Source organism: Herbaspirillum sp. GW821-FHT09A12 (genome assembly GCF_059418325.1).
In genome coordinates this window covers 135934-160658 of sequence record NZ_JBWKPR010000006.1, presented here as the reverse complement: position 1 = coordinate 160658, position 24725 = coordinate 135934, and the positions used below count along the sequence as shown (strand labels likewise).

The following is a 24725-nucleotide window of genomic DNA, read 5'->3' as shown; positions in this document are numbered from 1 at the left end:
CGTCTGAGGTTTTCTTGTTCTTTACATCCTGTCGACCATCCTCGCACGCGCCCCTCTCGCCAACAATATCGGCGACCCGGCTTTGTCGAAATTTTCCTGCGGGATGCGGCAAATTGGCAACGCATCGGCGCATCGCGATGGCGGAAAAAGGCGACACAAATCGAAACACAAATTAACAGCGTCAAACGCGGCGGCCCTCTACATTGAACTCACGGTCATGCGCGATGCGCAACCAATCAATCCATGTGCCGTCCATGAACACCCGATAAGCAGGAGCCCATCATGAAAACCACAACAACACGCCTCGCCTTCGCTTTGCTGACCACCCTGACTGCCATCGGCGCGGTCATCGCCGCCGCGCCCGCGGCCCAGGCCCAGGCGGTCGGTTCGGTCAATGTGCGCATCGGCACGGCGCCGCCTCCGCCACGCTATGAAGTCGCGCCGCGGCCACGCCCAGGTTATGCCTGGGCGCCCGGCTACTGGGCCTGGAACGGCCACCGCCACGTCTGGATGGGCGGCCACTGGGAACGCGCGCGCCGCGGCTATGCCCGCTATGAACCGGCGCACTGGCAGCAAGGCCGGCATGGCGGCTGGTACTTCGTTCCGGGCCGCTGGATGCGTTGAACGTTTGTTGAGCGCGTTTGGGGAGAAAGAATCAGTCGTCGGCCGCCGCCGTCCCGACATCGGTTTTCCATACGAAGCGGGCCGGATCGAGCGCGGCCAGCAAGTCGCGCGGCAGCGGCAGGGGCTCGCGCTCCAGCATCGCCGCCAGGAGTTCGGCCATGACCGGCGCCCAGATCAGCCCGCGCGAAGCATAACCCAGCAAGCCATATAAGCCGGCGTGGCGCGGCACGGCGTCCAGCCGGGTAGGCGCGAGCGCGGCGGCGGCATCCATGTCGGGCAAGGCGCCCACCAGCGGCAGGCGGTCGGGGCCGATGCACCGAAAGCCGACGCGGCCCGGCAGATTGGCCGCTTGCGCATCCGGCATGGCGTAGCGTTGATCGATCCCCGGCAGCATGTTGCGCAGGCGCTGCAGGTTCTCGGCATGGCTGCCGGCGCGCAGGCCGACACCATCGTCGCGGTCATAGCTGGCGCCCATGCACACATGGCCGGCATAGGGACGGGTCAGGTAGCCGTCGCCGCATAGGGCCACCGGCAGCTCGGGAAACCCTGCCGCCGGCAGATGCGTGACCTGGCCGCGCACCGCGTTCAGCGGCAGCGATGCGCTCTGCGCCAGCGCGCGCGCCTGAGCGCCGGCGGCAAGGATCACCACCGGCGCTTGCGCGATGATGTGTCCCGCCGGGTCCAGCGCCTGCCAATGCCCGCCGTCGCGGCGCAAGGCCGCCACCTGCCGGCCGAAATGCGTGGCCGTCGCCCCGCCCTGCTGCGCCACGGCCAACAGGCGGCGGCATACCGACGGCGGATTCAACCAGCCGGCCTGCGGGAAAAAATAGCCTCCCCCCATGACCGGCATGCCCAACAATGCACGCGCCTGCTCCGGATCCATCCAGCGCGCATACTCGGGCGGGTAGTTCCAGTCCCGCGCGCCCTGCTCGAACGACAGCGCTTGCCTGGCGTCGCGGCCGAACTGCAGGATGCCGCAGCACTCGCCGGCAATGGCGGCATCCGCCGCCGTGCCGACACCGCCCAGCCGCTCCCAATGGCGCGCGGCGAACAGGAAAGCGGCCCGCGTCAGGCGCGCCAGCGGGCTGTCGTCGCGCGCCAGCGCCGGCATGAACAGTCCGCCGTGGTTGCCGGAAGCCTGGGTGGCCGGGCCGTCGCCGGCCTCCACCAGGTCGATGCGCCAACCGCGCGCGGCCAGCCGTTCGGCGATGGCGCAGCCGGCCAGGCCGGCGCCGATCACCAGCGCGTGGCGCGCATGTTCCGGTTGGCGCCGCAACGGGGTGGCGGCCGCGGCCACATGCGAGGGCGGTCGTGCCCATGCCGGCGCGTAATGCAAAAACAGCGCCGCGCCTGGCCGTGGTTCACCGGTGAAGCCAACCTGGCGCATCGCATCGGCCGTGGCCGCGCCGTCGAACACCAGCGCGCGTGCGCCGGTCCAGGCCAGGCGCGCGAGGCGCTTGCAGGCATGCGGGTTCCAGTCCGGAGCGGCGGCGTCGAAATCCTGCTGCCGCCCGTGCAGATAGAACAAGTCGCACGGCGCTTCCAGGCGCGCCAATTCTTCGTCGAGCGGGCCGAACACCAGGGTCAGCGTCACGCGGCCCTCATCCAGCAGCAACCGGTGCGTACCCGGCAGCAGCAGCGGCCACGCCGCGCGCAATCGGTCGGCGTAAGGCGCCAGTTCTTGCCAGCCGGCATGCAGCGCCAGCAACTGTTCGACAGTACAGGGATGCGGCTGGATCGCCACATAATGCAAACGCTGCGCCCCGCCCTGCGCACGCATCCGGTCGAAACGCCGCCAACTGGCGAGAAAGGCCAGCCCGGCGCCGAAATGCAGGTCCAGGATGGCCGGACTATATTGCTCTTGCAGGCAGGCATCCAGCCCGGCTTGCGGCATCGCCAGCAATTGCGCCATGTGGCCGGCGTCGCCGCTATGCGGGTCGACGCGCCAGGCGGCAAGCAGGTTGGCAGAGGCTGGGATGACGGGACGGGCGGGCATCGGTGTTCCGGTGTTAGAACAGGTTCTTGAGATCTTGGGCAGGCTGGAAGGCCGCCATTCTACGCCTTCGCCTGGCGCCGGACGGTGCGGCTTGACAAAGCTGCGGCGCAACAATAATCTGCATACAGAACACGAAAATGGCGTTTTGAGGGAAACTGTCTGAAACAGGCCATCTCCCTATGTCCGGCTTTTCCAGCTTGCGCCGTTCTTTGCCTTACCATTCCGATTCCTTTTTAGCGGCAGCTCCATGTACAAAATCGACGCCCCGGCGCAACTGATCGAGCAGGTCTACGATGCCATCCTGGATGCGATCTGCTCCGGCACGCTGGCGCCCAACGAAAAAATCACCCAGGAAGGCCTGGCCGAACAGCTGGGCGTATCGCGCCAACCCATCCTGCAGGCTTTCCAGCTGCTCAAGCGCCAGGGCTTCATCGAAGATGCCGGGCGCAAAGGCGTGATGGTGACGGCGCTCGATCCGACCCGGCTGATGCAGCTCTACCAAGTGCGTTCGGTGCTGGACGGCCTGGCCGCGCGCGAGGCCGCCGAACGCTGGAAGCAGGACGGCGATGAACGCAGCGCCGGCCAGCGCGAGGGCCGCGCCCTGATCGCCGCCGGACGCAGCGTCGCCGACATGGGCGACCTGTCGGCGCGCATCGTGGCCGACATGAACTTCCACCAGTTCATCTACCGCAGCTGCGGCAACCCGATGGTGGGCGAGACCACCGCCCTCCACTGGCATCACATCCGCCGCGCCATGGGCGCCATCCTCTCGTCGGACGTGCGCTCCCATATCTCGGTGTGGGACGAGCATGAAGCCATCCTGCAAGCCATCATCGATGGCCGCGCGGCGGTGGCCGACAAGCTGGCGCGCCAGCACGCCGAAAGCGCGGCCGAACATCTGGCGCGGGTGCTGACCAGCGCAGAATACGCATCGAAGAGGAAGCAGGCCTGACCCGGCCTTCGCCGCCGGGATGGCCATTAGATTTGAACGGCCCCGGACGAGATCGCGAACAAGCTCTCAGATCACTGCCCGTTCCTGCCTTAGCAACTGCTCGAATTTCTCGGCCGGCACCGGCGGACTGAACAGGTAGCCCTGGATCTCGTCGCAGCCGTAATGACGCAGGTAATCCAGCTGCTCGTCGGTTTCCACGCCTTCGGCGATCACGCGCAGCTTCAGGTGGCGCGCCAGCGAGATGATGGACGCGGTGATGGCGGCGTCGTCGGCGTCGCTGGTGATGTCGCGCACGAAGGAGCGGTCGATCTTGAGCACGTCGATGGGGAAGCGCTTGAGGTAGGCCAGCGAGGAATAGCCGGTGCCGAAGTCGTCGATCGACAGCCGCACGCCCAGCTCCTTCAAGCCGGCCAGGATGCCGATGGCGTGCTCGACATCGGTCATCATCAGGCTTTCCGTCAATTCCAGTTCCAGCGAGGCCGGCGGCAGGCCGGTGTCTTCCAGCACGTCGGCGATCGAGGTCACCAGGTCTTTCTGCAGGAATTGCCCCACCGACAGGTTGACCGAAACGCCGATATCGTCATGCCCGCCAAGCTGCCAGCGGCGGCACTGGACGCAGGCCGTGCGCAGCACCCAGGCGCCGATCGGCAGGATCAACCCGGTCTCTTCGGCCAGGCCGATGAAACGCGCCGGCGAGACCATGCCCAGTTGCGGATGCTGCCAGCGGATCAGCGCTTCGCTGCCGACGATGCGCCCGCTGGCGAGGTCGACCTTGGGCTGGTAATGCAGCAGGAATTCGTTGTTGTCCAGCGCGTTGCGCAGGTCGGCTTCGATGCGCAGGCGTTCCAGCGCCTGCTCGTTCATGGCCGGCGTGTAGAACTGGAAGTTGTTGCGCCCGGTCTGCTTGCCGCGGTACATGGCGATGTCGGCGTGCTTGATCAGGGTCTCGCCATCGGTGCCGTCGGCCGGGTAGCAGGCCACGCCGATGCTGCAGGTCATGAACAGCGTGTGGCCGCCCAATGCGATGGGCGCGGCCACCGCATCCATGATGCGTTGCAGGCTGCGGGTGTCGAGCGTGAGCTCATCCTGCTCGGGCAGGATCATGATGAACTCGTCGCCGCCCAGGCGCGCCACCGTGTCGGCCTCGCGCACCGCCGCGCGCAGGCGCCCGGCCACGGTGCGCAGCAGGGTGTCGCCGGCCTTGTGGCCCAGCGTGTCGTTGACGAACTTGAAGCGGTCGAGGTCGACGAACACCAGCCACAGCGCCTGCTTCTGCCGTTCGGCGTGGCCGATGGCCTGGTCCAGGTGGTGGCGCAGCATGTGGCGGTTGATCAGGCCGGTAAGCGTATCGCGGCTGGCCTGGAATTCCAGTTCGGCCTCGTAGCGCTTCATGGAGGTGATGTCGTAGAGCGCCGCCACGAAGTGCGTCACGGCGCCATTGTCGTCCCTCACCGGCGCGATGTAGAAGTCGTTCCACAGCTCCGAGCCGTCCTTGTGGTAGTTGCGCAGCACCACGTTGTACTCGCGCTGCTCGCGCATGGCGTGCCACACGGTTTCGAAGCCGCCGGGGTCGCTGTCGCGCCCTTCCAGGAAACGGATGCTCTGGCCCACGGCTTCGGCCGGGCTGTAGCCGGTGATGCGGCCGAACGCCGGGTTGACGTATTCGATGGGGTAGTCCGGCGCCTGCGCGGAGAGGATGATGGTGGCGTTGGCGCTGGCTTCGATGGCCTGGTGGCGCAGTTGCAGGGCGCTCTCGGCCTGGCGGCGCGCCTTGATGTCGTCGGACAGCAGCGCGTTGGTGTAACGCAGCTCGGCGGTCTTTTCCTCGACCAGGCGCTGCACGCGGTTCGAGCGCATCGACAGCGCGCGCAGGTAGGCCGCTCCCAGCAGGGAGCAAATGACGCCGGCCAGCAGGATCAGGAGCGAGCCGTAATGGTCGGCCAGCAAGGAGTGCGGGGCGATGCTGATTTCCATATGCCAGGTCTGGCCGGCGATGTCGAAGCTGGTCATGGTGCTGGACGGCTTGCGGAACAGGTCGCCCAGCGCCGCCAGTTGGCCATGGCTTTGCTCCATCGCGCTGTCATGGCGATACACCAGGCTGGATTCATCGGCTTTCGGGCCGACGAAGATGCGCAGGCCGATCTGGTCGTCGTCCAGCAAGCCGGCGCCGTCCAGGATTTTCTGCACCAATTCGGTGACCTGCAGCACGACGGCGGTATCGCCCGTCATGGCGGCGCGCCGCGCCGCGGCGTTGTCCGGCTGGATGCCGCCGCGGTAGACCGGCTGCAACATCAGCAAGCCGCGCTGGTCGGGCGAGGACTGGGCCAGGCGGATGGGCAGCGTCGAGGCCGGGCGGCCGCTGGCCAATGCCACTTCCAGCGCTTGCATGACGAGCGGGTTGCCGGTCTGGTCCAATCCCAGGGCGGCCCGGTTGCCGTTGAGCGGCTCGACGTAGTCGACCACCAGATAGAACGGGCGCTGGGGCGCCCGCTCGAGCTTGCCGTCGATGAAGGCCGTGATCTGGAAGTCGGGAACGGAGCCTTGGCGCAGGGCTTCGAATACCAGCCGGTCGTCGTCGGCGACGAAGCGCTGGACGCTGAAGGCGCGCACATACGGATAGCGCTCCAGCAGCGGCTGGGTGAAATTGCGGAACTGCTGGCGGGTGGGATCGCCGACGGTGGCGTAGAAATGGTTAATCACCGACAGCACCTGCACGGCCTCTTCCAGGCCGCGCTGGACGGTAAAGGTGCGCAAGGCCGCCCGGCGGTCGAAATCCAGGCTGACGGCATCGTCTTCCAGGCGACTGGTGGCGATGAACACCAATATGGTTGCGCACAGTCCCAGCATCAGCGTAAGCGATGCCGACAACGTTGCCCCCAGCTTGTTGATCACACGCCGCATAACTGAATCGTTATCTTTAACGATACCGATAATAATCTGGTCTTCATCAAATTATTAAAAACACCAGATTTATTTTTATCGGCGGCCGCAACCGGAATACGCGGCCGCCGGCCCGCGTTTACCCGGAAAATGCCCGGCCGGCCCCGCCGCCGGCGTCCTAGCTCAATAGCCGTACGGCGAAGATGGTTGTTTTTTGCGTTCTTCCTGCTCGATCGCCTGCGCCTGCATGAAGGCATCGAAAGAGCGTTCGATGGTGGCGCGCTCGATATCGCGGGTGATGAAGACGATACGGCTGCGGCGATCCCCGGACGGCCATTCGGGCAGCGTCACGGTCGAATGGAAGATGTGCTGCACGCCGTGGATCACGGTCGGCTTGTCTTCCCCCTGGAGGTTGAGGATGCCTTTGATGCGCAGGATGTTAGGGCCCTTGAAACCGACCAGCAAGCTCAGCCATTCATCGAACAGCGCCGGATCGATCGGCGCGTCGAAAGTGAAGCAAAAGGCGCGGATGTGGTCGTCGTGGCGGTTCACGTCGTGCGCGTGATCATGGTGATCATGGTGATCATGGTGATCGTGATGGTCATGGCCATGGGCCTGCCCATGATCATGGTGTTGATGGTCGTGCGCCTGCTTCTCGGCAAAAGCCTCCTCGTTGAGCCAGCGCGCCACATCGGGCATCTTCTCGCCCGGCTTGAACAAACCCGCATCCAGCAGCTCGGACGGCGAAATCTTTCCATGCTGCGGCAGCAATTGCCGCGCACCCGGGTTGAGCACGCGCAGGCGCTCGCGCAATTGCTCCAGCTGGGCGGCATCGGCCAGGTCGCTCTTGGTGAGCAGCAGGCGGTCGGCGACCGCGGCCTGCTGCACCGCTTCAACGTGGTTGTCCAGCGTGGCCATGCCATTGACGGCGTCGACCGTGACGATCACGCCGTCCAGCCGGTAGCGCGAGGCGATGAAGGCGTCGGTCATCAGCGTATGCAGGATGGGCACCGGCGACGCCAGCCCGGTGGTCTCGATCACCACGCGGTTGAACTTGCGCTGGCCCCCTTCGGCAAAGCGCCAGGTGATGTCCTTGAGCGTCTTCTTCAGGTCGCCGCGGATGGTGCAGCACAGGCAGCCGCTGCTCATCTCGACCACGGTGTCTTCCTGGCTGTGCGCCACCAGCAGGTGGTCCAGGCCGATCTCGCCGAACTCGTTGATGATGACCAGGGTGTCCTTCATCTCCGGCTGGGCGATCAGGTAATTGAGCAGCGTGGTCTTGCCGCTGCCGAGAAAGCCGGTCAGCAGGGAAACGGGAATCGGCGCATCGCCGGCGGGTACGGATGGGTTCATGATGGAATGCTCGGGCAGAAATAAGGCGCGGAATCGGCGCGTGAACCTCCATGCTAACCGATGCCTCAAGAGAACTGCGGAGGACTGCGGAGGACTGCGCGCCATGAAAAAACGGACCACGCGGGATCCGTCTTGCGGGAATCTTACTCGTTGTCGTGCGCGTCCAGCGGCACCTTGGCGGGCGCTTCTCCGGCCTTGCCCACGCCGGGCAGCAGGTGGCCCAGCTTGCGCGCCTTGGTGCCGAGGTAGCCGATGTTGAATGGATTGTGGTTGGCGATCAGCGGAATGCGCTCGGCCACCGGGATGCCGTTGTCTTCCAGCGCCTTGACCTTGCGCGGGTTGTTGGTCATCAACCGCAGGCTGGTGATCTTCAGGTGCGCCAGCATCGGCAGCACGATGGTGTAGCGGCGCATGTCGGCCGGAAAACCCAGGCGCTCATTGGCCTCGACGGTGTCGGCGCCCTGGTCCTGCAAATGATAGGCGCGGATCTTGTTGAGCAAGCCGATGCCGCGCCCTTCCTGGCGCAGGTAGAACAACACGCCGCGGCCTTCCTTGGCGATCTTCTTCAATGCCGCTTCCAACTGGGCGCCGCAATCGCAGCGCTGCGAGAACAGCCCGTCACCGGTCAGGCATTCGGAATGCACGCGGCCCAGCACCGGCTCGCCGTTGCCGACATCGCCCAAGGACAGCGCCAGGTGTTCCTTGCCGGAAATCTCATCGTAAAAGGCATGCAGTTCAAATGTCGCCCATGGCATGGGCAACTTGCACGAGCTGACGAATTCGAGTTTTTCTTCCGGCACGGCGCCGGGCTCAATCGGTGACGACATGACAACCTGCTTTCAATACGGATGCGGTGAACCGCGTATCTTACCTTGCGGCGGGGTTTATTTCAGGACCTGCAGATGATGGCGATCGTCCGCTTTGCAAGCCGACCCGACGCCGGAAAGACCCGCCCAAAACGACTCAGCCCCGCCATGGGCGGGGCTGAGCGGGCGATTCAGGCGAAAACCGGATTACACCAATCCATGCGCCTGCTGGTCCGCATGGTAACTGGAACGCACCATGGCGCCGACAGCGGCGTGCACGAAGCCCATCTTGTAGGCTTCTTCCTCATACATCTTGAAGGTGTCCGGGTGCACGTAGCGGCGCACCGGCAGGTGGTCGCCGCTGGGCATCAGGTACTGGCCGATGGTCAGCATGTCGACGTTGTGGGCGCGCATGTCGCGCATGACCTGCAGCACTTCCTCGTCGGTCTCGCCCAGGCCGACCATGATGCCGGACTTGGTCGGGGTTTCCGGATGCAGGTCCTTGAAGCGCTTCAACAGGTTCAGCGAGTACTCGTAGTCGGAGCCGGGGCGCGCTTCCTTGTACAGGCGCGGCGCGGTTTCCAGGTTGTGGTTCATGACGTCCGGCGGGGCCATCTTGAGGATTTCCAGCGCGCGGTCCATGCGGCCGCGGAAGTCCGGGGTCAGGATTTCGATGCGGGTCTCGGGCGACAGCTCGCGCACGCGGCGGATGCATTCGGCGAAGTGGGCGGCGCCGCCGTCGCGCAGGTCGTCGCGGTCGACGCTGGTGATGACCACGTACGACAGCTTCAGCTGGGCGATGGTCTTGGCCAGGTTTTCCGGCTCATTGGGGTCGAGCGGGTCGGGACGGCCGTGGCCGACGTCGCAGAACGGGCAACGGCGGGTGCACTTGTCGCCCATGATCATGAAGGTGGCGGTGCCCTTGCCGAAGCATTCGCCGATGTTGGGGCAGGAGGCTTCCTCGCACACCGTCACCAGGTTGTTGGCGCGCAGGATGTCCTTGATCTCGTAGAAGCGCGTGGTCGGCGAGCCGGCCTTGACGCGGATCCAGTCCGGCTTCTTCAGTTTCTCGGCGGCCACGATCTTGATCGGGATCCAGGCGGTCTTGCCGGCGCCCTTCTGCTTGTCGAGCGGGTTGGCGCGCGCCGCGTTGCTGGAGGAATCTGCTGCTGGAGTGATGTCGGTAGTCATGGTGTCGGTATTTCCGGCGCCCGGCGTGTGCCTCAGCGCCCTTCTATGCCCGTGAAGCGGGCGATCAGTTTCTCGGCAAGCAGCGCCTGGACGTCGGCCAGGCGGGCAGCGGCGGCGCCCAGGGTCTTCATGTCGACCGTGGCCAGGCCTTCGTAGCCGCAGGGATTGATCCAGGAAAACGGCGTCAGATCCATGTCGACGTTGAGCGATACCCCGTGGTAAGTGCAGCCGTTGCCGCGGATCTTCAAGCCCAATGCGGCCACCTTGGCGCCCTGCCACGCCCCGTCGGCGGCATAGATGCCCGGCGCGCCCTGCTTGCGTTCACCGGCCAGATTATACGCCGCCAGCGTGTCGATCACCGCCTGCTCGATGTTGTGCACGAACTCGCGCGCGAACAGCCGGGCCCCGGCGCGGTGGCGGCGCAGGTCCATCAGCAGGTAGATCACCGCCTGGCCGGGGCCGTGGAAGGTGACTTCGCCGCCGCGGTCGGTCTGCACCACCGGGATGTCGTGAGGATTCAATACGTGGGAACGGTCGGCGCCCAGGCCCAGCGTGTAGACCGGGGGATGCTCGACGATCCAGAGCTGGTCGGGCGTCTCGGCGGTGCGCGCGTCGGTGTAGGCGCGCATGGCGGCGAAGCTGGCCTCGTAGGGCTCGGCGCCGCGCCGCACGATCTGCGGCAGGCCGGGGCTGGCCAGGATGGCGGGCGAAGCAGCAGCTTGCTGCGCGCCGACGGTGTGTGTTGCTGTCTGCATGGCAGCCAGTTTAGCGAACTTCGCTCTGGCCCGTCGGCGCGGCATGGGTTTTGACGGCCAATATTGCATCATGAGCAATATTTGTTGGCGGAAAGCGTTGGAAAAAGGCGACCGGCCAGGCTTCCCGTTATCCGCTCAGAACCAGCGGATCAGTCCGCGCGGCAACAGGTGGCTGATGCGTGGCGCGCCCTGCTCCCCCGCCGCGCAGCAGTCGGCGGCGGCCGGCCTGGTCGCCGGCTGCTTGCGGACCAACCAGTTGCGGACCATCCGGGCGGCGCGCGCCAGCGGGCCGGGCAGCGGCAGGATGTCGAATTCGGCGCGCCCCTTGACGGCTTCAAACACCGCCAGCCCGCGACCGTGGAAATCGAAGTCGCGGCCGGGACTGAGCCACACGTCGGCGCCGCCCTCTTCCACCGTCAGCCAGACCAACCCGCAACGCACCCTCACCCGTACCGGATGTTGCAGGCGCACGGCGTGGACGCGCCCTTCTTCAAGGCATAGCGGGGCGGTTTGGTTTGTGAATGAAATTGGCATGGCGCATTCCTTTTCCCGTTTCGCAGGACAAACCCCGGGGCAAGCCGCCAGGCCTTGATGGCGCGGCCTCTCAGAGGTATTTCCGGTGATTTCGTTGAATTGGAGTTCATTGTAGGAAGCCTCACGCACAAACCAAAACGATATATATTCGGTGTTATTGCGAATGGAATTCACAAGGAACCAAGCATGGCCGATTTGAGGAAGCTGCCCAACCTGGCGGCATTGCGCGCCTTCGACGCCGCCGCGCGCTACGAATGCTTTTCGCGCGCCGCCGAAGAGATCCACGTCACGCCCGGCGCCATCAGCCACCAGGTGCGCGCACTGGAGGAGGAGCTTGGCCTGCAGTTGTTCATCCGCCACGGCAAGCGCATCTCGGTGACCGAAACCGGCCAGCGCTTCGCCGCCACCATCCGCAAGTCGCTGTCCGAGATCGCGCTGGCCGCCGAACATCTACGCAGCCTGAACCGCCAGCAACGGCTGGTGATATCGAGCACGCCTTCGTTCGCCTCGCGCTGGCTGGCGCCGCGCTTGTGGAAGTTCATCGACCGCCATCCGGAAATCGAGGTGGTGCTGCAGTCGGGCAGCCATTTGTCCGACTTGCGCCTGGACGGCGTCGACGTCGGCCTGCGCTTCGGCCGCGGCAACTATAGCGGCGTGGTATCGGAAAAACTGAGCGACGATTACTACTACCCGGTGGCCTCCCCCGCCTACCGCAGCAAGCGCGGCAAGAAGCCCGCCAAACCCGCCGACCTCGCGCAATGCACACTGCTGCGCATGGACCAGCGCGAATCCTGGCAGCCGTGGCTGCAGCGGGCCGGGCTGGATTTGCCGGAGCCCAGCGGCGGACTGGTGATCGAGGATTCTTCGCTGACCTTGCGCGCGGCGGCCGACGGCGGCGGCGTGGCACTGACCCGGCACATGATCGCCTCGCAGGAGATCGCCGCCGGCGAGGTAGTGCGACTGTTCGCCATGGCCCTGAAAGCCGAGGAATCGTATTACTTCGTGCACCTGCCCGAAGGGCTGGAGAAGCCGGCCGTGGCCGAGTTCAAGAAGTGGATCTTCAAGGAAATGAAACTGTTCCGCGAGAGCGGCGACTGGCCTGGCTAACACCGCAATACACGGTTATCGCCTGCGCGCCTTGGGGGCAATTGCCCCGTGAGACTCCATCAGCCGATTTGACGGGCGTGGTCACCCTTGACCGACAGTAGCCGGACGTAGGCAGACCACGGCAGCGTGAACATTCGCGCCAGTTCGTCCAGCCGCCAGAATCGCTCTGCTGACGATACGGAGGAAGATTTGCCAGACAGTGTCTGGCAAATCGGCCAAGTCAGGAAGAATGATCGCATTTGCTGCAAGTTCTGGCGGCTGAACCCGCGCCCAAACCGTGCAGTCAAGTCACCGGACAGGCGAGCGATCAACTGCTCCCCGTATCCGGCACGCCGCCTTCCCTGCTGTTCGGCTTCCACAATGCGACGGCCGATTTCCCAATAACTCGCCGTCATCAGCGCATTGACGCTACGCGCCGCCGCATGACGTGCCGTATCGAGCAATTCCACGATCCCGCCGTGGATACCGGCATAACCGACGGGCAAGACAGGGGACCTGGTGAGCTTGATTTTTGCCATGATGATTCTTCGGAAAACATCGGCATATAGTGAACCAGGCTCCATCATTGGCGCGCTTGCAATATCGATTTATGAGGTAGTCCCACAAAGTTCGATCCCGCGCCTCTCTCAAACAAAAACCCGGCGCGCCAGGATGGCTACGCCGGGTTTCATACGCGATCGCGCAAGGGCTTACAGCACGAACTTCACCTTCTCATGCGACGACAGCGCGCGGTACAGGTTGTCCAGCTGCTCGCGGCTGGTGGCGCGCACGGTCAGCGTCAGCGACAGGTACTTGCCCTGCGAGGACGGCCGCATTTCCAGCTTGCCGGCATGGAATTCGGGGTCGTGCTCGACCACCAGCTCGACAATGGTCTGGGCGAATTCATCGTGCAGGATCCCGACCACCTTGATCGGGAAGTCGCTCGGGTATTCGATGAGGGATTCTTCGGTAGGGATAGTCATGGCAGTATGGCTCGGCGTGTTCCGCTGGCGCTCCGTTTTCAATGTACCCATATGGGGTTCAAACGGCCGGCTTCAAGCGGAGGGGTTGCGGGAGGGGGAATGCCAGCATTTTACGCCATACGTAGCCGATCAAGCCCAATACGGCCCGATACGCCCTAATACGCACACGGGCCGCACTTGGCGGCCCATGCAGGCAAAAAAACCCAAAGCGGCGGCTTACAGGCGCGCCTTGGCCGCCTGGTAAGCGGCGTAGACCTTGGCATAGACCGGGCCCGGCTTGCCGCTGCCGATGGGCTTGCCGTCCAGCGTCACCACCGGCAGCACTTCCTTGCTGGCCGAGGAAAGGAACAGTTCATCGGCGGCGAACACTTCATCGCGCGGGATGCGGCGCGCTTCCAGCGCAATGCCCTGCCCGGCGCACAGCTCTTCCATCAAGCCGTAACGGATGCCTTCCAGGATCAGGTTGTCCTTAGGCGGCGCGGAAATCTTGCCGTCCTTGACCACCCATACGTTGGACGAGGATGCCTCGGACAGGAAACCGTCACGGAACTGGATCGCCTCAGTCACTTCGTTTTCGGCCGCGAACTGCGCCGCCAGCACGTTGCCCAGCAGCGAGGTCGACTTGATCTGGCAGTTCAGCCAGCGGCGGTCTTCCATGGTCACGCAAGCCACGCCGTTTTCACGCGCGGAGGCCGGCGGCAACACCATGGGATTGGTCATGATCAGCACGGTCGGCGTCACTTCCTTGGGGAAGGCATGCGCGCGCTTGGCCACGCCGCGCGTGACCTGGATGTAGATCATCTGGTCATCCAACCCATTGGCCTGCACCACGCGCTCGATCAGGGCGAACCAGCCGGCTTCGTCATGCGGATTCGGTATGGAGATGGTCTTCAGGCTGCGGAACAGGCGCGCCAGGTGCTGCTGGCTGCGGAAAGCCTTGCGGCCATACATCGGGATCACTTCGTAAATGCCGTCGCCGAAGATGAAACCCCGATCCAGCACCGGAACGCGGGCTTCGGACAGGGGCGTGAGTTCGCCGTTGAGATAGACGATGGGGTCGTTCATGGTGAGTTTTCCAAGTGTGCGGGAATGAGGGAAAGCGGCAGATTCGCCGCCTTCATTCAAAGATTGTGGCATACGCAAGTGTACGGGGTTATGCAAAAACGGTATTGCATTTCCTGAAGTGGAGATCGAGTACAGGTTCTCAACCAACGTGCGATATCTACAGCGCCGCGACCTCTACCCGGCAACCCTCGCCTTCGCCGATCGGCACGAACCTCCAGCGCAGCGAATGGAAGCGCGCCAGCGTCTCGCGGTGGGCGATGCTAACCACCGTCACGCCCGGCAACTCCCGCGGCAAGGCCGCGTACAGCGCTTCTTCGGTTTCGCCATCCATGGCGCTGCTGGCCTCGTCCAGGAACACCAGCGCCGGCCGGTTCAAAAACACCCGCACGAAGGCCAGGCGCTGCTGCTCGCCAGGCGACAGGGCATGGCTCCAGTTGGCGGCCTGGTCCAGCCGGCCGACCAGTTGCGGCAGCCGGCACAGCGCCAGGTAACGCGCGATCGTGGCATCGTCGAAGCTGCCCTCGGCGGCCGGATACGACAGCGCCGCGCGCAAGGTGCCGATGGGCAGGTAACTGCGCTGCGGCAGGAACATCACCGCCGCGCCGGCGGGCAGGCCGATGCGCCCGCGTCCATACGGCCAGACATCGGCGATGGCGCGGATCAGCGTCGACTTGCCGCAGCCGGAAGGGCCGCTGACCAGCACATGCTCGCCCGACTCCAGCCGCGCATCCATGCCGCGCAGCACCACGCCGCCGTCCGGCAAGGACAGCTGCAGGCCTTCGATGGTCAGCGCGCTCCCGGTGTGGCGTTCGACCTCGATGGTGCGCGCCATGCCTTGCGCGCGCTCGACATCGGCATTGAAGCCGGCCAGGCGGTTGATGCTGGCCTTCCAGCTGGCCAGCGTGGTGAAGGCATTGATGAACCACGACAGCGCATCCTGTACCTGGCCGAAGGCATTGCTGATCTGCATCAGCACGCCCAGCGAAATGGCGCCGGAGAAATAGCGCGGCGCCGACACCAGCATCGGGAAAATGATCGCGAACTGGCCGTAGAAATTGACCGCGATATTGAGCTTCTTGGTCACGCGCATGATGTCCCACCAGTTGCCGCGGATGTCATCCAGGCGCGCGGTGAGCTGCGCGCGCTCCTGCGCCTCGCCGCGATACAGGGCAACCGCTTCCGAATGCTCGCGCACGCGGATCAGGCCGAAACGGAAGTTCGCCTCGAAGCGTTCCTGGTTGAAATTCAGGCCGACCAGCGGCCGGCCGATCCACCATACGATGGCCGAGCCGACCGCCGCGTAGGCCACCGCGAACCACACCATGTAACCGGGGATGTTCCATGCCTGGCCCAGCGCGGAGAAGGAAGCCGGCCCGCTCACCAGCCACAGGATATGCACGAAGGAAAGCAGCGTGACGCTGCTGGAGATGAAGCCCAGCACCAGCGACAGCGTGTCGGAAGTCAGCGCGCGCAAATCCTCGGCGATACGCTGGTCGGGGTTGTCGGAGAGGCGTCCCTGCTGGCCCTGTTCGATGCGGTAGTAGGCGCGATGCGCCAGCCAGCGGTCCATGTAGCGCTCGGTCATCCAGTAGCGCCAGCGGATCTGCAGCGCCTGCGTCAGGTAGACGCTGTAGATGGCGACCGCGATGAAGACGAAGGCCAGGCCGGAGAACTGCCACAGCAGCGATTTGAACTGCGGGTAATTGTGCGCCTGGAGCACGTCGTACATGTCGCGGTTCCAGGAGTTCAGGCGCACATTGATGTAGACCATGCCCAGGTTCAGGGCGATGATCGCCAACAAGAGACCGAAGGCTTTCCATTTCTGCTCGGAAGCCCAGAACGGTTTGATCAGTTTCCAGACGGCGGCGCGGCCGGGGTTGCTGGGTGGCGTAGTGTTGGTCATGACAAGCTGGTTGGCGATGGACTTGCCGACCAGCTTGCCGTGACAGACTTAAGCCAGACTTAACCCGGCTAAGAGAACAACATTGTCGTGCACCATGGCCGATCAGAAACCGGCGCGCAGTTCGACGAACAGGTTCTGCTCCTTCAGGCGGCCCTGGTGCTGCTCATCGCGGCTGCGGCTGGCGTTGTTGAGGAACAGGTTGCGGCCGGTCTGGTATTTGCCCAGGTCGACGTAGCGATAACCGGCGCCCAGCGTGAAACGCTGGCTCAGGCGGAAATCCATGCCCAGCGTGGCGCTCCAGGCCAGGTTGTCGCGGCTGTTGCGCTCGAAGCGGCGCGTCGTCATCCCCGCCTGGTAACCCTCGGCGTCGATGCGCGACAGGCCCAGGCCCAGGCCGGCATACAGGCTGAACGTCTGGTTCAGCGGGAAGTCCTTGTAGGCATTGAGCATCAGCCGCTGCGAACGGGTTTCGATGACATTGGGGCTAGGGCCCACAAATCCGGTGGCGGGATTGCGGAAGCGCCATTGCGTTTCGAAGCTGGCGTCGCTGGGAAACACATACTCCGCTTCCACCCGCCAGTCGCCCGGCAGGCGATGGCCCAACGCCAGGCTGCCGGCAAGCTTGTCCGTTCCCGATGGGCCGCGTGTGATATCCAGGGTGCGCGGGCTGTAACGCTGCTGCCCCGAGATCTCCTGGTGTGCATTCTGCAAACGTGCGGAAACATAAAAATCGTCCTGCTTGGCCTGCGCGTGGGCGGCGCCGGCCAAGCCCGCTGCCGCGGAAAAGACCGTGATTGCAGCCAGTGCCATGTGTTTCATTGCTTGCCTTTCGTTTTTTGTTGAGGGAAAAATCGGAGGCTGGAATTATTCGCCCGGAACAACCCTCAAAACCTGGCGCACCGGCCGGTTGCCGCAAACTTCCCGATAAATCGCATTTGCTCGATCAACACATGGCAAGACAACGAGAACGCCCCCCACGGATCACGGGACGTATTCACACAGACGCCGGCAAACAGCCTGGGATACGCGCCACCAGCGCGACCATTCGGTTTTTCCGACAAGTGTTTTCAGCGCCCGCGCACACGCGATGGCGCCCGATATGAGATGATTCGGCTTCATCTTTTCTTCAGCATCCCTTGAGGCCGCAGACCGTGGCCGCAGGTACAAGGAAGACAACGTCGCCGCAGTACGGGGCAACAAGATAAGCGGCCGCCAAGCCGCACCGCCCCAGCAGCACGCTGCGCGCGCCAGCCGGCCCGACGGTTCCGGCCCGGCCGCGCGCAACGATAAATGAATAACCGACGCCCCGCCTGCCCGGCCCGACACGCTCACATCGACCGTCGGCGTCGTGGCGACGCTGCTCACGGCAGGCCCGGCTTTTGTGGAGTTTGCATGTTCGCCTGGTTCGAAAAACTGGTTCACCCTTATCCCGAAGACCATCCCCTGCCGCCTCCGCGCGGCTTCATGCGCTTCATCTGGTCCTGTACCCGCGGCGTGCGCGGCTATATCGCGGCCATGACCACGATGACCGCCATCATTGGCGTGTTCGAGGCGATGCTGTTTGCCATGATGGGCCGCATTGTCGACTGGCTGGCCAAGGTCGAGCCGTCCCAACTGTGGGCGCAGGAAGGCCGCCACCTGCTCTGGCTGGGCCTGGTGCTGGCCGGCAGCCCGCTGCTGGTGGCGCTGCAGACGCTGTGCAAGCACCAGACCCTGGCCGGCAATTTCCCGATGCTGCTGCGCTGGAATTTCCACCGGTTGATGCTCAGCCAGAGCATGAGCTTCTACCAGAACGAGTTCGCCGGCCGGGTCGCCACCAAGGTCATGCAAACCGCGTTGGCGGTGCGCGACTTTTGCATGATCACCGGCGACATCATGGTGTTCATCGTGATCTACTTCGTCACGCTGATCGCCGTGGTCGGCACCTTCGACCTGCTGATGCTGGTGCCCTTCCTGATCTGGCTGGTCGCCTATGCGATCGCCATGCGCTACTTCGTGCCTCGCCTGTCCAAGGTGGCCCGCAACCAGGCCGATGCCCGTTCTCTGATGACCGGGCGCATCACCGATGCCTATACCAATATCGCGACCGTCAAGCTGTTCTCGCACGCCGGCCGCGAAGCCAGCTACGCGCGCAGCGCCATGCGCGAGTTCCTGTTCACGGTGAACCGCCAGATGCGCCTGGTGTCCGGCTTCGAAGTGGTCAACCACATCCTGAACATGGTGCTCATCATCGGCACCACCGGCATCGCGCTGCACCTGTGGATGCAGGGCAAGGTCGGCATCGGCGCGGTGGCCGCCGGCACCGCGATGGCGCTGCGCCTGAACGGGATCGCGCACTGGGTCATGTGGGAAATGGCGGCGCTGTTCGAACACGTGGGCACGGTGCAGGACGGCATCAACACGCTCTCGCGCGCGCATGACGTGAAGGACGCGCCCGATGCCAAACCGCTGCTGGTGAAACAGGGCGAACTGCGCTTTGAAGGGGTGGACTTCAGCTATGGCGGCGCGGCGCCGCGCCCGGTGGTGGACCGGCTGGACCTGGTGATCCGCCCGGGTGAAAAGATCGGCCTGGTGGGCCGCTCCGGCGCCGGCAAGTCGACCATCGTCAACCTGCTGCTGCGCTTTTACGATATCGAAGGCGGCCGCATCCTGATCGACGGCCAGGACATCGCGCATGTCACGCAAGACAGCCTGCGCGCGCAGATCGGCATGGTGACGCAGGATACCTCGCTGCTGCATCGCTCGGTGCGCGACAACATCCTCTACGGCCGCCCCGACGCCGGCGACGCCGAGATGATCCATGCCGCCAGGCGCGCCGAAGCGCACGACTTCATCGGCACGCTGGCCGATGCCAAGGGCCGCACCGGCTACGATGCGCACGTGGGCGAACGCGGCGTGAAGCTCTCCGGCGGCCAGCGCCAGCGCATCGCGATCGCCCGCGTGATGCTCAAGGACGCGCCCATCCTGCTGCTGGACGAGGCCACCAGCGCGCTCGATTCGGAAGTCGAAGCGGCGATCCAGACCAGCCTGTACAAGCTGATGGAAGGCAAGACCGTGGTCGCCATCGCGCACCGCCTGTCGACCATCGCGGCGATGGACCGCCTGATCGTGCTGGACCAGGGCCGCATCGCCGAGCAAGGCACGCACAGCGAACTGCTGGCCGCCAACGGCTTGTATGCGCGGTTGTGGGCGCACCAGAGCGGCGGCTTCCTGGGTGAGGAAGATGGCGAGCCTTCGGTCTTGATGGCGTAGGGAAAAAGTCCGCCATCACAGGCCGCGTGCTATTTCTTACAGCGATAGATTTTGACGAAGATAAGTGGGGAATATGTCTATCCAGACTGCACTAATACTGATGTTGGGTGTGCTGATACCCTGCCTGATTGCTTACTTCAATGCCTATAGCAAGGAAAAAGGGAAAAATCGGGCGCTGCATGAAGACGTAACTAAACTCGAAATGGAAAAGCAAGCCATCGCAGCCAATCATGCGCGGACACTTGAAGAATTGAAACGACAGCATTCGCTGGACATCGAAAAAAGAAAATACAGATATGAGAGCAAGAAGGAACAATACTTTCTTTTCATGGAGCGGTTCGACAACTACAACGCTCGCTCTTTAAACGTTGTCGCCGATATGATGGCCCCAATCATGATGGAGTACTATCGCTCGCCAAGTAAGACACGAAGCGAGGAGCTGACACATGAATTTAACAATAAGGCTCAACAGGCTGACATGGAACTGATGAAACAAGAAGCAGAGTTGTTTTCTCAGCTCAATGCTTTCCGGTTGATCTCAAGTGAAAAAGTGATAGGACTCATTGAGTGCCTGTTGCAGGAGATTCAGCGAGCAGGGGAAGCACAGCGAAAAATCCTCGACTTTATAGGTACACCTGAATTCCGGGATACTCTAACGATTCCCCAAGAAATGTTTTCGGCGACTTCTGAAGCGAAGATTCCTGAAATTAAAAGCGCCCTAGCACAAGCGATGAGAAGTGAGTTGGACGAGATATAGACGATCCGAAAAGGTTCTTTCTCCAGATAACCACGAATAGCAGAAAATAAAAAGCAGGACGCACTAGATGGCGCGCCCTGCTTTTTTCTTTGGCCGATACGGCATTACATACGTTTCATTCCAAGGTGAACGAAGCCGTCTTCACGTCCTTCGAATCCAGCCCCACCTGCACCTGGAACTCGCCCGGCTCGGCCACATGTTCCAGCCTGGCGTTGTAGAAGCTGAGCGCCCTGGCATCGATGGTGAAGCGCACTTCCTTTTGCTCGCCCGGCTGCAGCAGCACCTTGCGGAAGTCCTTGAGTTCCTTGACCGGACGCACCACCGACGCGGCCACATCGCGAATGTACAACTGAACCACGGTGGCGCCGGCGCGGCGGCCGGTGTTCTTCACGGTGACCGTGGCATCGACGCGGCCATCGGCTTTCATCGTCGGCTGCGACATGCTCACCCCGGACAGGCTGAACTCGGTGTAGCTCAAGCCATAGCCGAATGGGTAGAGCGGCCCGTTGGGTTCTTCGAAGTACTGCGAGGTGTAGTTGCCCGGCTTGCCTTCGGTGAACGGCCGGCCCAGGCGCGCGTGGTTGTAGTAGCTGGGGATCTGGCCCACCGAGCGCGGGAAGGTGATCGGCAACTTGCCCGAGGGGTTGACGTCGCCGAACAAGATGTCGGCGATCGCATGGCCGCCTTCGGTGCCGGTATACCAGGTTTCGAGGATGGCGGAAGCGTTTTCACGCGCCCAGTTCAGGTCCAGCGGACGGCCGTTCATCAGCACCAGCACCAGCGGCTTGCCGGTGGCCTTCAAGGCCTTGAGCAAGGCGGTCTGGTTCTCCGGCAGCGTCAGCTGGGTGCGGCTAGACGACTCGTGCGACATGCCGCGCGACTCGCCCACTGCCGCCACCACCACGTCGGCATTGCGCGCCGCCTTGACCGCCTCGGCGATCATGGCTTGCGGGCTGCGCTGGTCCTGCACCACCTCGGGATCGTCCCAGTTGAGGAAGTTGAGGTAATCGACAATGTGCTTGTCTTCGGTGATGTTGGCGCCGCGCGCGTAGAGCAGTTTGGCCTTGGCGCCCAACGCATCCTGCAGGCCCTGCCTGAGGGTGACGGTCTGCTGGTCCACCCCGGCGCCGGACCAGCTGCCCAACATGTCGATATGCGAATCGGCCAGCGGGCCGACCAGCGCGATGGTTCCCGCCTTCTTCAGCGGCAGCGTGGCATTGCGGTTTTCCAGCAAGACCATGGACTGTTGCGCCACCGCGCGCGCGGCGGCGCGATGCAGGCGGCTCTCGGCATTGACGCCGGGCGGATCGCCGGCGGCCTGGCCGATGCGCAGGTAGGGGTCCTGGAACAGGCCCATGTCGTACTTGGCGCCGAGGATCTCGCGCACCGCATTGTCAAGATCCTGCCGCGTCACCTTGCCCGACTTGAGCAAGCCCGGCAACTGGCTGATATAGACCTGGTCGGCCATGCTCATGTCGGTGCCGGCCTTGATCGACAGTTGCGCCGCTTCGGCCTCGTCGCGCGCCACGCCGTGGTTCACCAGTTCGGTGATGGCGCCGTGGTCGCTCACGGTCAGCCCCTTGAAGCCCCATTCGCGGCGCAGCAGGTCTTGCAACAGCCAGGTGTTGGAGGTGGCGGGCGTGCCATTGATGGAGTTAAGCGCCACCATCACCGCGCCGGCGCCGGCATCCACCGCCGCCCGATACGGCGGCAGGTAGTCGTTGTACATGCGCTGCGCATCCATGTTGACCACGTTGTAGTCGCGCCCGCCCTCGACTGCGCCATACAGCGCGAAGTGCTTGACGCTGGCCATCAGGCGGTTAGCGGCGATGGGCTTCTGCTCGCCCTGCAATGCGCGCACCGAGACCTCGGCGATGCGCGACACCAGGTAAGGATCTTCGCCGAAGCCTTCCGAAGTGCGGCCCCAGCGCGGATCGCGGCTGATGTCGACCATCGGCGCGAAGGTCATGTCGATGCCGTCGGCGGCGGCTTCTTCGGCGGCGGTGCGCATGGCGGTGGCGACCACGTCCAGGTCCCAGCTCGAGGCCAGCCCGAGGCCGATCGGGAAGGTGGTGCGATGGCCGTGGATCACGTCGTAGGCGAAGAACATCGGGATCTTCAGGCGCGAGCGCATGGCGCCATCCTGCAGCGGCCGGTTGTCGGCGCGCGTGACCGAGTTGAAGGTGCCGCCGACGCGGCCGGCGGCGATTTCATCGGCCAGCCTGTTGGCCGGCATGTCGGGGCCGATGCTGACCAGGCGCAATTGGCCGATCTTTTCATCGACCGTCATCTGCGACATCAGGTCGTCGATGAAGGCGCTCTTGTCGCCGAGCAAGGCCGGCTTGCCCTGGGCATACGCCTGCGGCGCCAGAAGGCCGGCGGCACAGGCCAGCGCGCACAGCAATGCGATGCGGCGATGGCGGCGCGCGTGGACGGGCGGCCTGGCGGAAAGCTTGATGGACACGTAAATTCCTCTCTTCTTGTAAAACTTTGGCCACGGCATCCCCTCATACGGGAGGTGCCGCGGCCTGGAAACGGATGATGCGCGTCGGTGCAAAAGCCCTGGCGCGATCGATGCTTGCAGCGTTGCGTGCGCATTTACCTGCGTATTTTCTTGCGCACCTGCTTGCTTATTTGCTTGCTTATTTACTTACTCTGTGACGTGCCGGTACCTGAACGGTTCGCTATATTATTCTGTTTTAACGCGCGCCGGACGCCTCCCCCGCTGCCCGGCGCCGCGCCTTTATGGAGAAATGAGTGATTCTGAACGTGTTCAAGCGCCTTCCCTTGCGCGGCGCCTTGCTGTTGTCTGCCGCCCTGCTGGCAACGGCTGCGCAGGCCCAGGCCCAGGCCTTTTCGCTGGAACAGGTGACGGCCCGCGCCAAGGCGCTGGCCGACCAGCCTTACCGCAAGCCCGCGAGCAACCTGCCGCCGGTGTTTTCCAGCATGCAGTTCGCCGACTACATGAAGATCCAGCCCAGGAGCGAAAAGTTCGAATGGCGCGACCAGAAGACGCCCTTCAAGCTGGCCTTCTACCACCAGGGCATGCAGTTCAACTCGCCGGTGCTGATCCATGAAATTGTCGGCGGCCGCACGCAGGAGATCGGCTACAGCACCGACCGCTTCGACTTCGGCGACCTGCATTTCGACAAGGAGAGCACCGCGCGCCTGGGATATGCGGGCTTTCGCGTGGTCTATCCGGTCAACAGCCCCAACAAGGAAGACGAGGTGATGAGCGTGCTGGGCGCGAGCTATTTCCGCGTGATCGGCAAGGGGCAGGTATACGGCCTGTCCGCGCGCGGCCTGGCGATCGACACGGCGACGATGAGCGGCGAGGAATTCCCGCACTTCACCGAATTTTGGATCCAGCGCCCGGCCGGCGGCGACAAGCAGCTGACCTTCTACGCGCTGCTCGACTCCCCGCGCGCCACCGGCGCCTACAAGTTCACCCTTGCGCCCGGCCAGGATGCGGTGCTGGATGTGCAGGCGCGCGTGTTCCTGCGCGGCGAGGTGGCCCGCCTGGGCATCGCGCCGCTGACCAGCATGTTCCTGTTCGGCCCCAACCAGCAATCGTCCAGGCGCAACTTCCGCCCGGCCATCCATGACTCCAACGGCCTGGCGATCCACACCGGTTCCGGCGAATGGCTGTGGCGACCGCTCAACGATCCGCAGAACGTGGAAGTGAGTTCGTTCGAAGTCACCAATCCCAAGGGCTTCGGCCTGCTGCAGCGCGGCCGCGAATTCTCCAACTTCGAGGACCTGAAAGACCGCTACGACCTGCGGCCGAGCGCCTGGATCGAGCCGAAGGGCGACTGGGGCAAAGGCGCGGTGCAACTGGTGGAAATCCCCACCGCCGACGAGACCAACGACAACATCGTAGCCTACTGGCTGCCGGCGCAATTGCCGGCCAGGGGGGTGCCGATGGCGTTCGATTACCGCATCCACTGGACCATGGACGAGGCGGCTATCCTGAAGGATGAAGTGGGCTGGGTGAAGCAGACCTTCCACACCGACGGCGAGCTGACCCAGGCCAACCTGATCCGCAGCTTCGACGGCACCACCGCCCTGCTGGTCGACTTCACCGGCCCGGCGCTGGCCAGGCTGCCGGCCGGCGCGCCGCTCAGCCCGCAAGTGAGCATCGGCAACAACGGCGAACTGATCGATGCCACGCTGCAGCCCAACCCGGCCATCAACGGCTGGCGCCTGACGCTGCGGGTCAAGGTCAGGAATTCGGCGCAGGCGGTGGAGCTGCGCGCGGCGCTGTTGTCCGGCCCCAAGGTGCTGACCGAGACCTGGAGCTACCAGTTGCCGCCGCGTTCGGATGTGCAGCGGACGTTCTGATTTCGGGCCTGTCCAAAAAATTATTTATATAATTAATTCAAGCCGCTTCGATTGAAGCGGCTTTTTTATTTCATGCCATTGGGACTGCGGCCAACCATCTCCCGTCGTCCCGGCGCATGCCGGGACCCAGTGTCGTTCGCTGCCCATCAGAGACACCGCGCACGACACTGGATCCTGACTTTCGTCAGGATGACGGCGAGGTTTTGATGCGCGCCAAATAAAAATGCCGCCCAGTTTGCACTGGACG

19 protein-coding genes and 1 pseudogene are annotated in these 24725 nt (G+C 63.9%); 7 read left to right on the top strand and 13 right to left on the bottom strand.

The genetic code is table 11. The features are described 5' to 3' along the window. The first annotated feature begins 282 nt into the window (after nt 1-282). The gene (locus AC07N6_RS15380) at nt 283-624 is read left to right on the top strand and encodes a YXWGXW repeat-containing protein (RefSeq protein ID WP_494782294.1); all 342 of its coding nucleotides are present in this window, start codon (nt 283-285) and stop codon (nt 622-624) included. A gap of 31 nt (nt 625-655) precedes the next feature. On the opposite strand, the gene mnmC is transcribed toward AC07N6_RS15380, so the two are convergent. Then, entirely contained in the window at nt 656-2620 is a 1965-nt protein-coding gene (mnmC, locus tag AC07N6_RS15375; RefSeq protein ID WP_494782295.1) for a bifunctional tRNA (5-methylaminomethyl-2-thiouridine)(34)-methyltransferase MnmC2/FAD-dependent 5-carboxymethylaminomethyl-2-thiouridine(34) oxidoreductase MnmC1, read from the bottom strand. A gap of 247 nt (nt 2621-2867) precedes the next feature. Between mnmC and AC07N6_RS15370 the strand changes: the two genes are divergently transcribed. Next, nucleotides 2868-3572, top strand: coding sequence for a GntR family transcriptional regulator (locus AC07N6_RS15370; RefSeq protein ID WP_494782296.1), 705 nt, complete (start codon nt 2868-2870; stop codon nt 3570-3572). Between the two features lie 66 nt (nt 3573-3638). Here the strand turns inward: AC07N6_RS15370 and AC07N6_RS15365 are convergent, their stop codons facing one another. The 6 genes from AC07N6_RS15365 to AC07N6_RS15340 form a co-directional block, all read right to left on the bottom strand. Beyond that, nucleotides 3639-6473, bottom strand: coding sequence for a bifunctional diguanylate cyclase/phosphodiesterase (locus AC07N6_RS15365; protein ID WP_494782297.1), 2835 nt, complete (start codon nt 6471-6473; stop codon nt 3639-3641). 162 nt (nt 6474-6635) lie between these two features. Beyond that, a complete protein-coding gene (locus AC07N6_RS15360) occupies nt 6636-7805 on the bottom strand; it encodes a CobW family GTP-binding protein (protein ID WP_494782298.1) in 1170 nt (389 codons plus the stop codon). 143 nt (nt 7806-7948) lie between these two features. Next, the gene (gene ribA, locus AC07N6_RS15355) at nt 7949-8632 is read right to left on the bottom strand and encodes a GTP cyclohydrolase II (RefSeq protein WP_494782299.1); all 684 of its coding nucleotides are present in this window, start codon (nt 8630-8632) and stop codon (nt 7949-7951) included. A 186-nt stretch (nt 8633-8818) separates the two neighbouring features. Continuing rightward, nucleotides 8819-9802, bottom strand: coding sequence for a lipoyl synthase (gene lipA, locus AC07N6_RS15350; protein ID WP_050468616.1), 984 nt, complete (start codon nt 9800-9802; stop codon nt 8819-8821). 32 nt (nt 9803-9834) lie between these two features. Then, entirely contained in the window at nt 9835-10557 is a 723-nt protein-coding gene (gene lipB / locus AC07N6_RS15345) for a lipoyl(octanoyl) transferase LipB (protein ID WP_494782300.1), read from the bottom strand. A gap of 135 nt (nt 10558-10692) precedes the next feature. Next, nucleotides 10693-11091: a DUF2917 domain-containing protein gene (locus AC07N6_RS15340; RefSeq protein ID WP_494782301.1), complete on the bottom strand. Its 399-nt coding sequence runs from the start codon at nt 11089-11091 to the stop codon at nt 10693-10695. A 186-nt stretch (nt 11092-11277) separates the two neighbouring features. On the opposite strand from AC07N6_RS15340, the gene gcvA reads away from it, so the two are divergent. Further along, the gene (gene gcvA / locus AC07N6_RS15335; RefSeq protein WP_494782302.1) at nt 11278-12198 is read left to right on the top strand and encodes a transcriptional regulator GcvA; all 921 of its coding nucleotides are present in this window, start codon (nt 11278-11280) and stop codon (nt 12196-12198) included. Nucleotides 12199-12266: 68 nt separating this feature from the next. Here the strand turns inward: gcvA and AC07N6_RS15330 are convergent. The 5 genes and pseudogenes from AC07N6_RS15330 to AC07N6_RS15310 all read right to left on the bottom strand — a co-directional run. Beyond that, a pseudogene (locus tag AC07N6_RS15330) lies at nt 12267-12716 on the bottom strand (DUF1016 N-terminal domain-containing protein); the annotation flags it as partial. 171 nt (nt 12717-12887) lie between these two features. Further along, entirely contained in the window at nt 12888-13211 is a 324-nt protein-coding gene (locus tag AC07N6_RS15325; protein WP_141917925.1) for an HP0495 family protein, read from the bottom strand. A 165-nt stretch (nt 13212-13376) separates the two neighbouring features. Continuing rightward, entirely contained in the window at nt 13377-14225 is an 849-nt protein-coding gene (locus tag AC07N6_RS15320; protein ID WP_494782303.1) for a D-amino acid aminotransferase, read from the bottom strand. Between the two features lie 157 nt (nt 14226-14382). Next, nucleotides 14383-16128: an ABC transporter ATP-binding protein/permease gene (locus tag AC07N6_RS15315; protein WP_494782304.1), complete on the bottom strand. Its 1746-nt coding sequence runs from the start codon at nt 16126-16128 to the stop codon at nt 14383-14385. A gap of 102 nt (nt 16129-16230) precedes the next feature. Then, the gene (locus tag AC07N6_RS15310; protein WP_494782305.1) at nt 16231-16938 is read right to left on the bottom strand and encodes an outer membrane protein; all 708 of its coding nucleotides are present in this window, start codon (nt 16936-16938) and stop codon (nt 16231-16233) included. 582 nt (nt 16939-17520) lie between these two features. Here AC07N6_RS15310 and AC07N6_RS15305 point away from each other — a divergent pair. Both AC07N6_RS15305 and AC07N6_RS15300 read left to right on the top strand, forming a co-directional pair. Beyond that, complete coding sequence (locus AC07N6_RS15305) at nt 17521-19380, top strand: ABC transporter ATP-binding protein (RefSeq protein ID WP_494782306.1); 1860 nt, start codon at nt 17521-17523, stop codon at nt 19378-19380. Between the two features lie 73 nt (nt 19381-19453). Continuing rightward, nucleotides 19454-20137, top strand: coding sequence for a hypothetical protein (locus tag AC07N6_RS15300; RefSeq protein ID WP_494782307.1), 684 nt, complete (start codon nt 19454-19456; stop codon nt 20135-20137). Between the two features lie 115 nt (nt 20138-20252). Here the strand turns inward: AC07N6_RS15300 and bglX are convergent, their stop codons facing one another. Then, complete coding sequence (bglX, locus tag AC07N6_RS15295) at nt 20253-22601, bottom strand: beta-glucosidase BglX (RefSeq protein WP_494782308.1); 2349 nt, start codon at nt 22599-22601, stop codon at nt 20253-20255. Nucleotides 22602-22675: 74 nt separating this feature from the next. Here bglX and AC07N6_RS15290 point away from each other — a divergent pair, with 74 nt between their 5' ends. Both AC07N6_RS15290 and AC07N6_RS15285 read left to right on the top strand, forming a co-directional pair. Beyond that, nucleotides 22676-22798: a hypothetical protein gene (locus AC07N6_RS15290; RefSeq protein WP_494786263.1), complete on the top strand. Its 123-nt coding sequence runs from the start codon at nt 22676-22678 to the stop codon at nt 22796-22798. A gap of 96 nt (nt 22799-22894) precedes the next feature. Beyond that, a complete protein-coding gene (locus tag AC07N6_RS15285) occupies nt 22895-24478 on the top strand; it encodes a glucan biosynthesis protein G (protein WP_494782309.1) in 1584 nt (527 codons plus the stop codon). Nucleotides 24479-24725 lie beyond the last annotated feature (247 nt).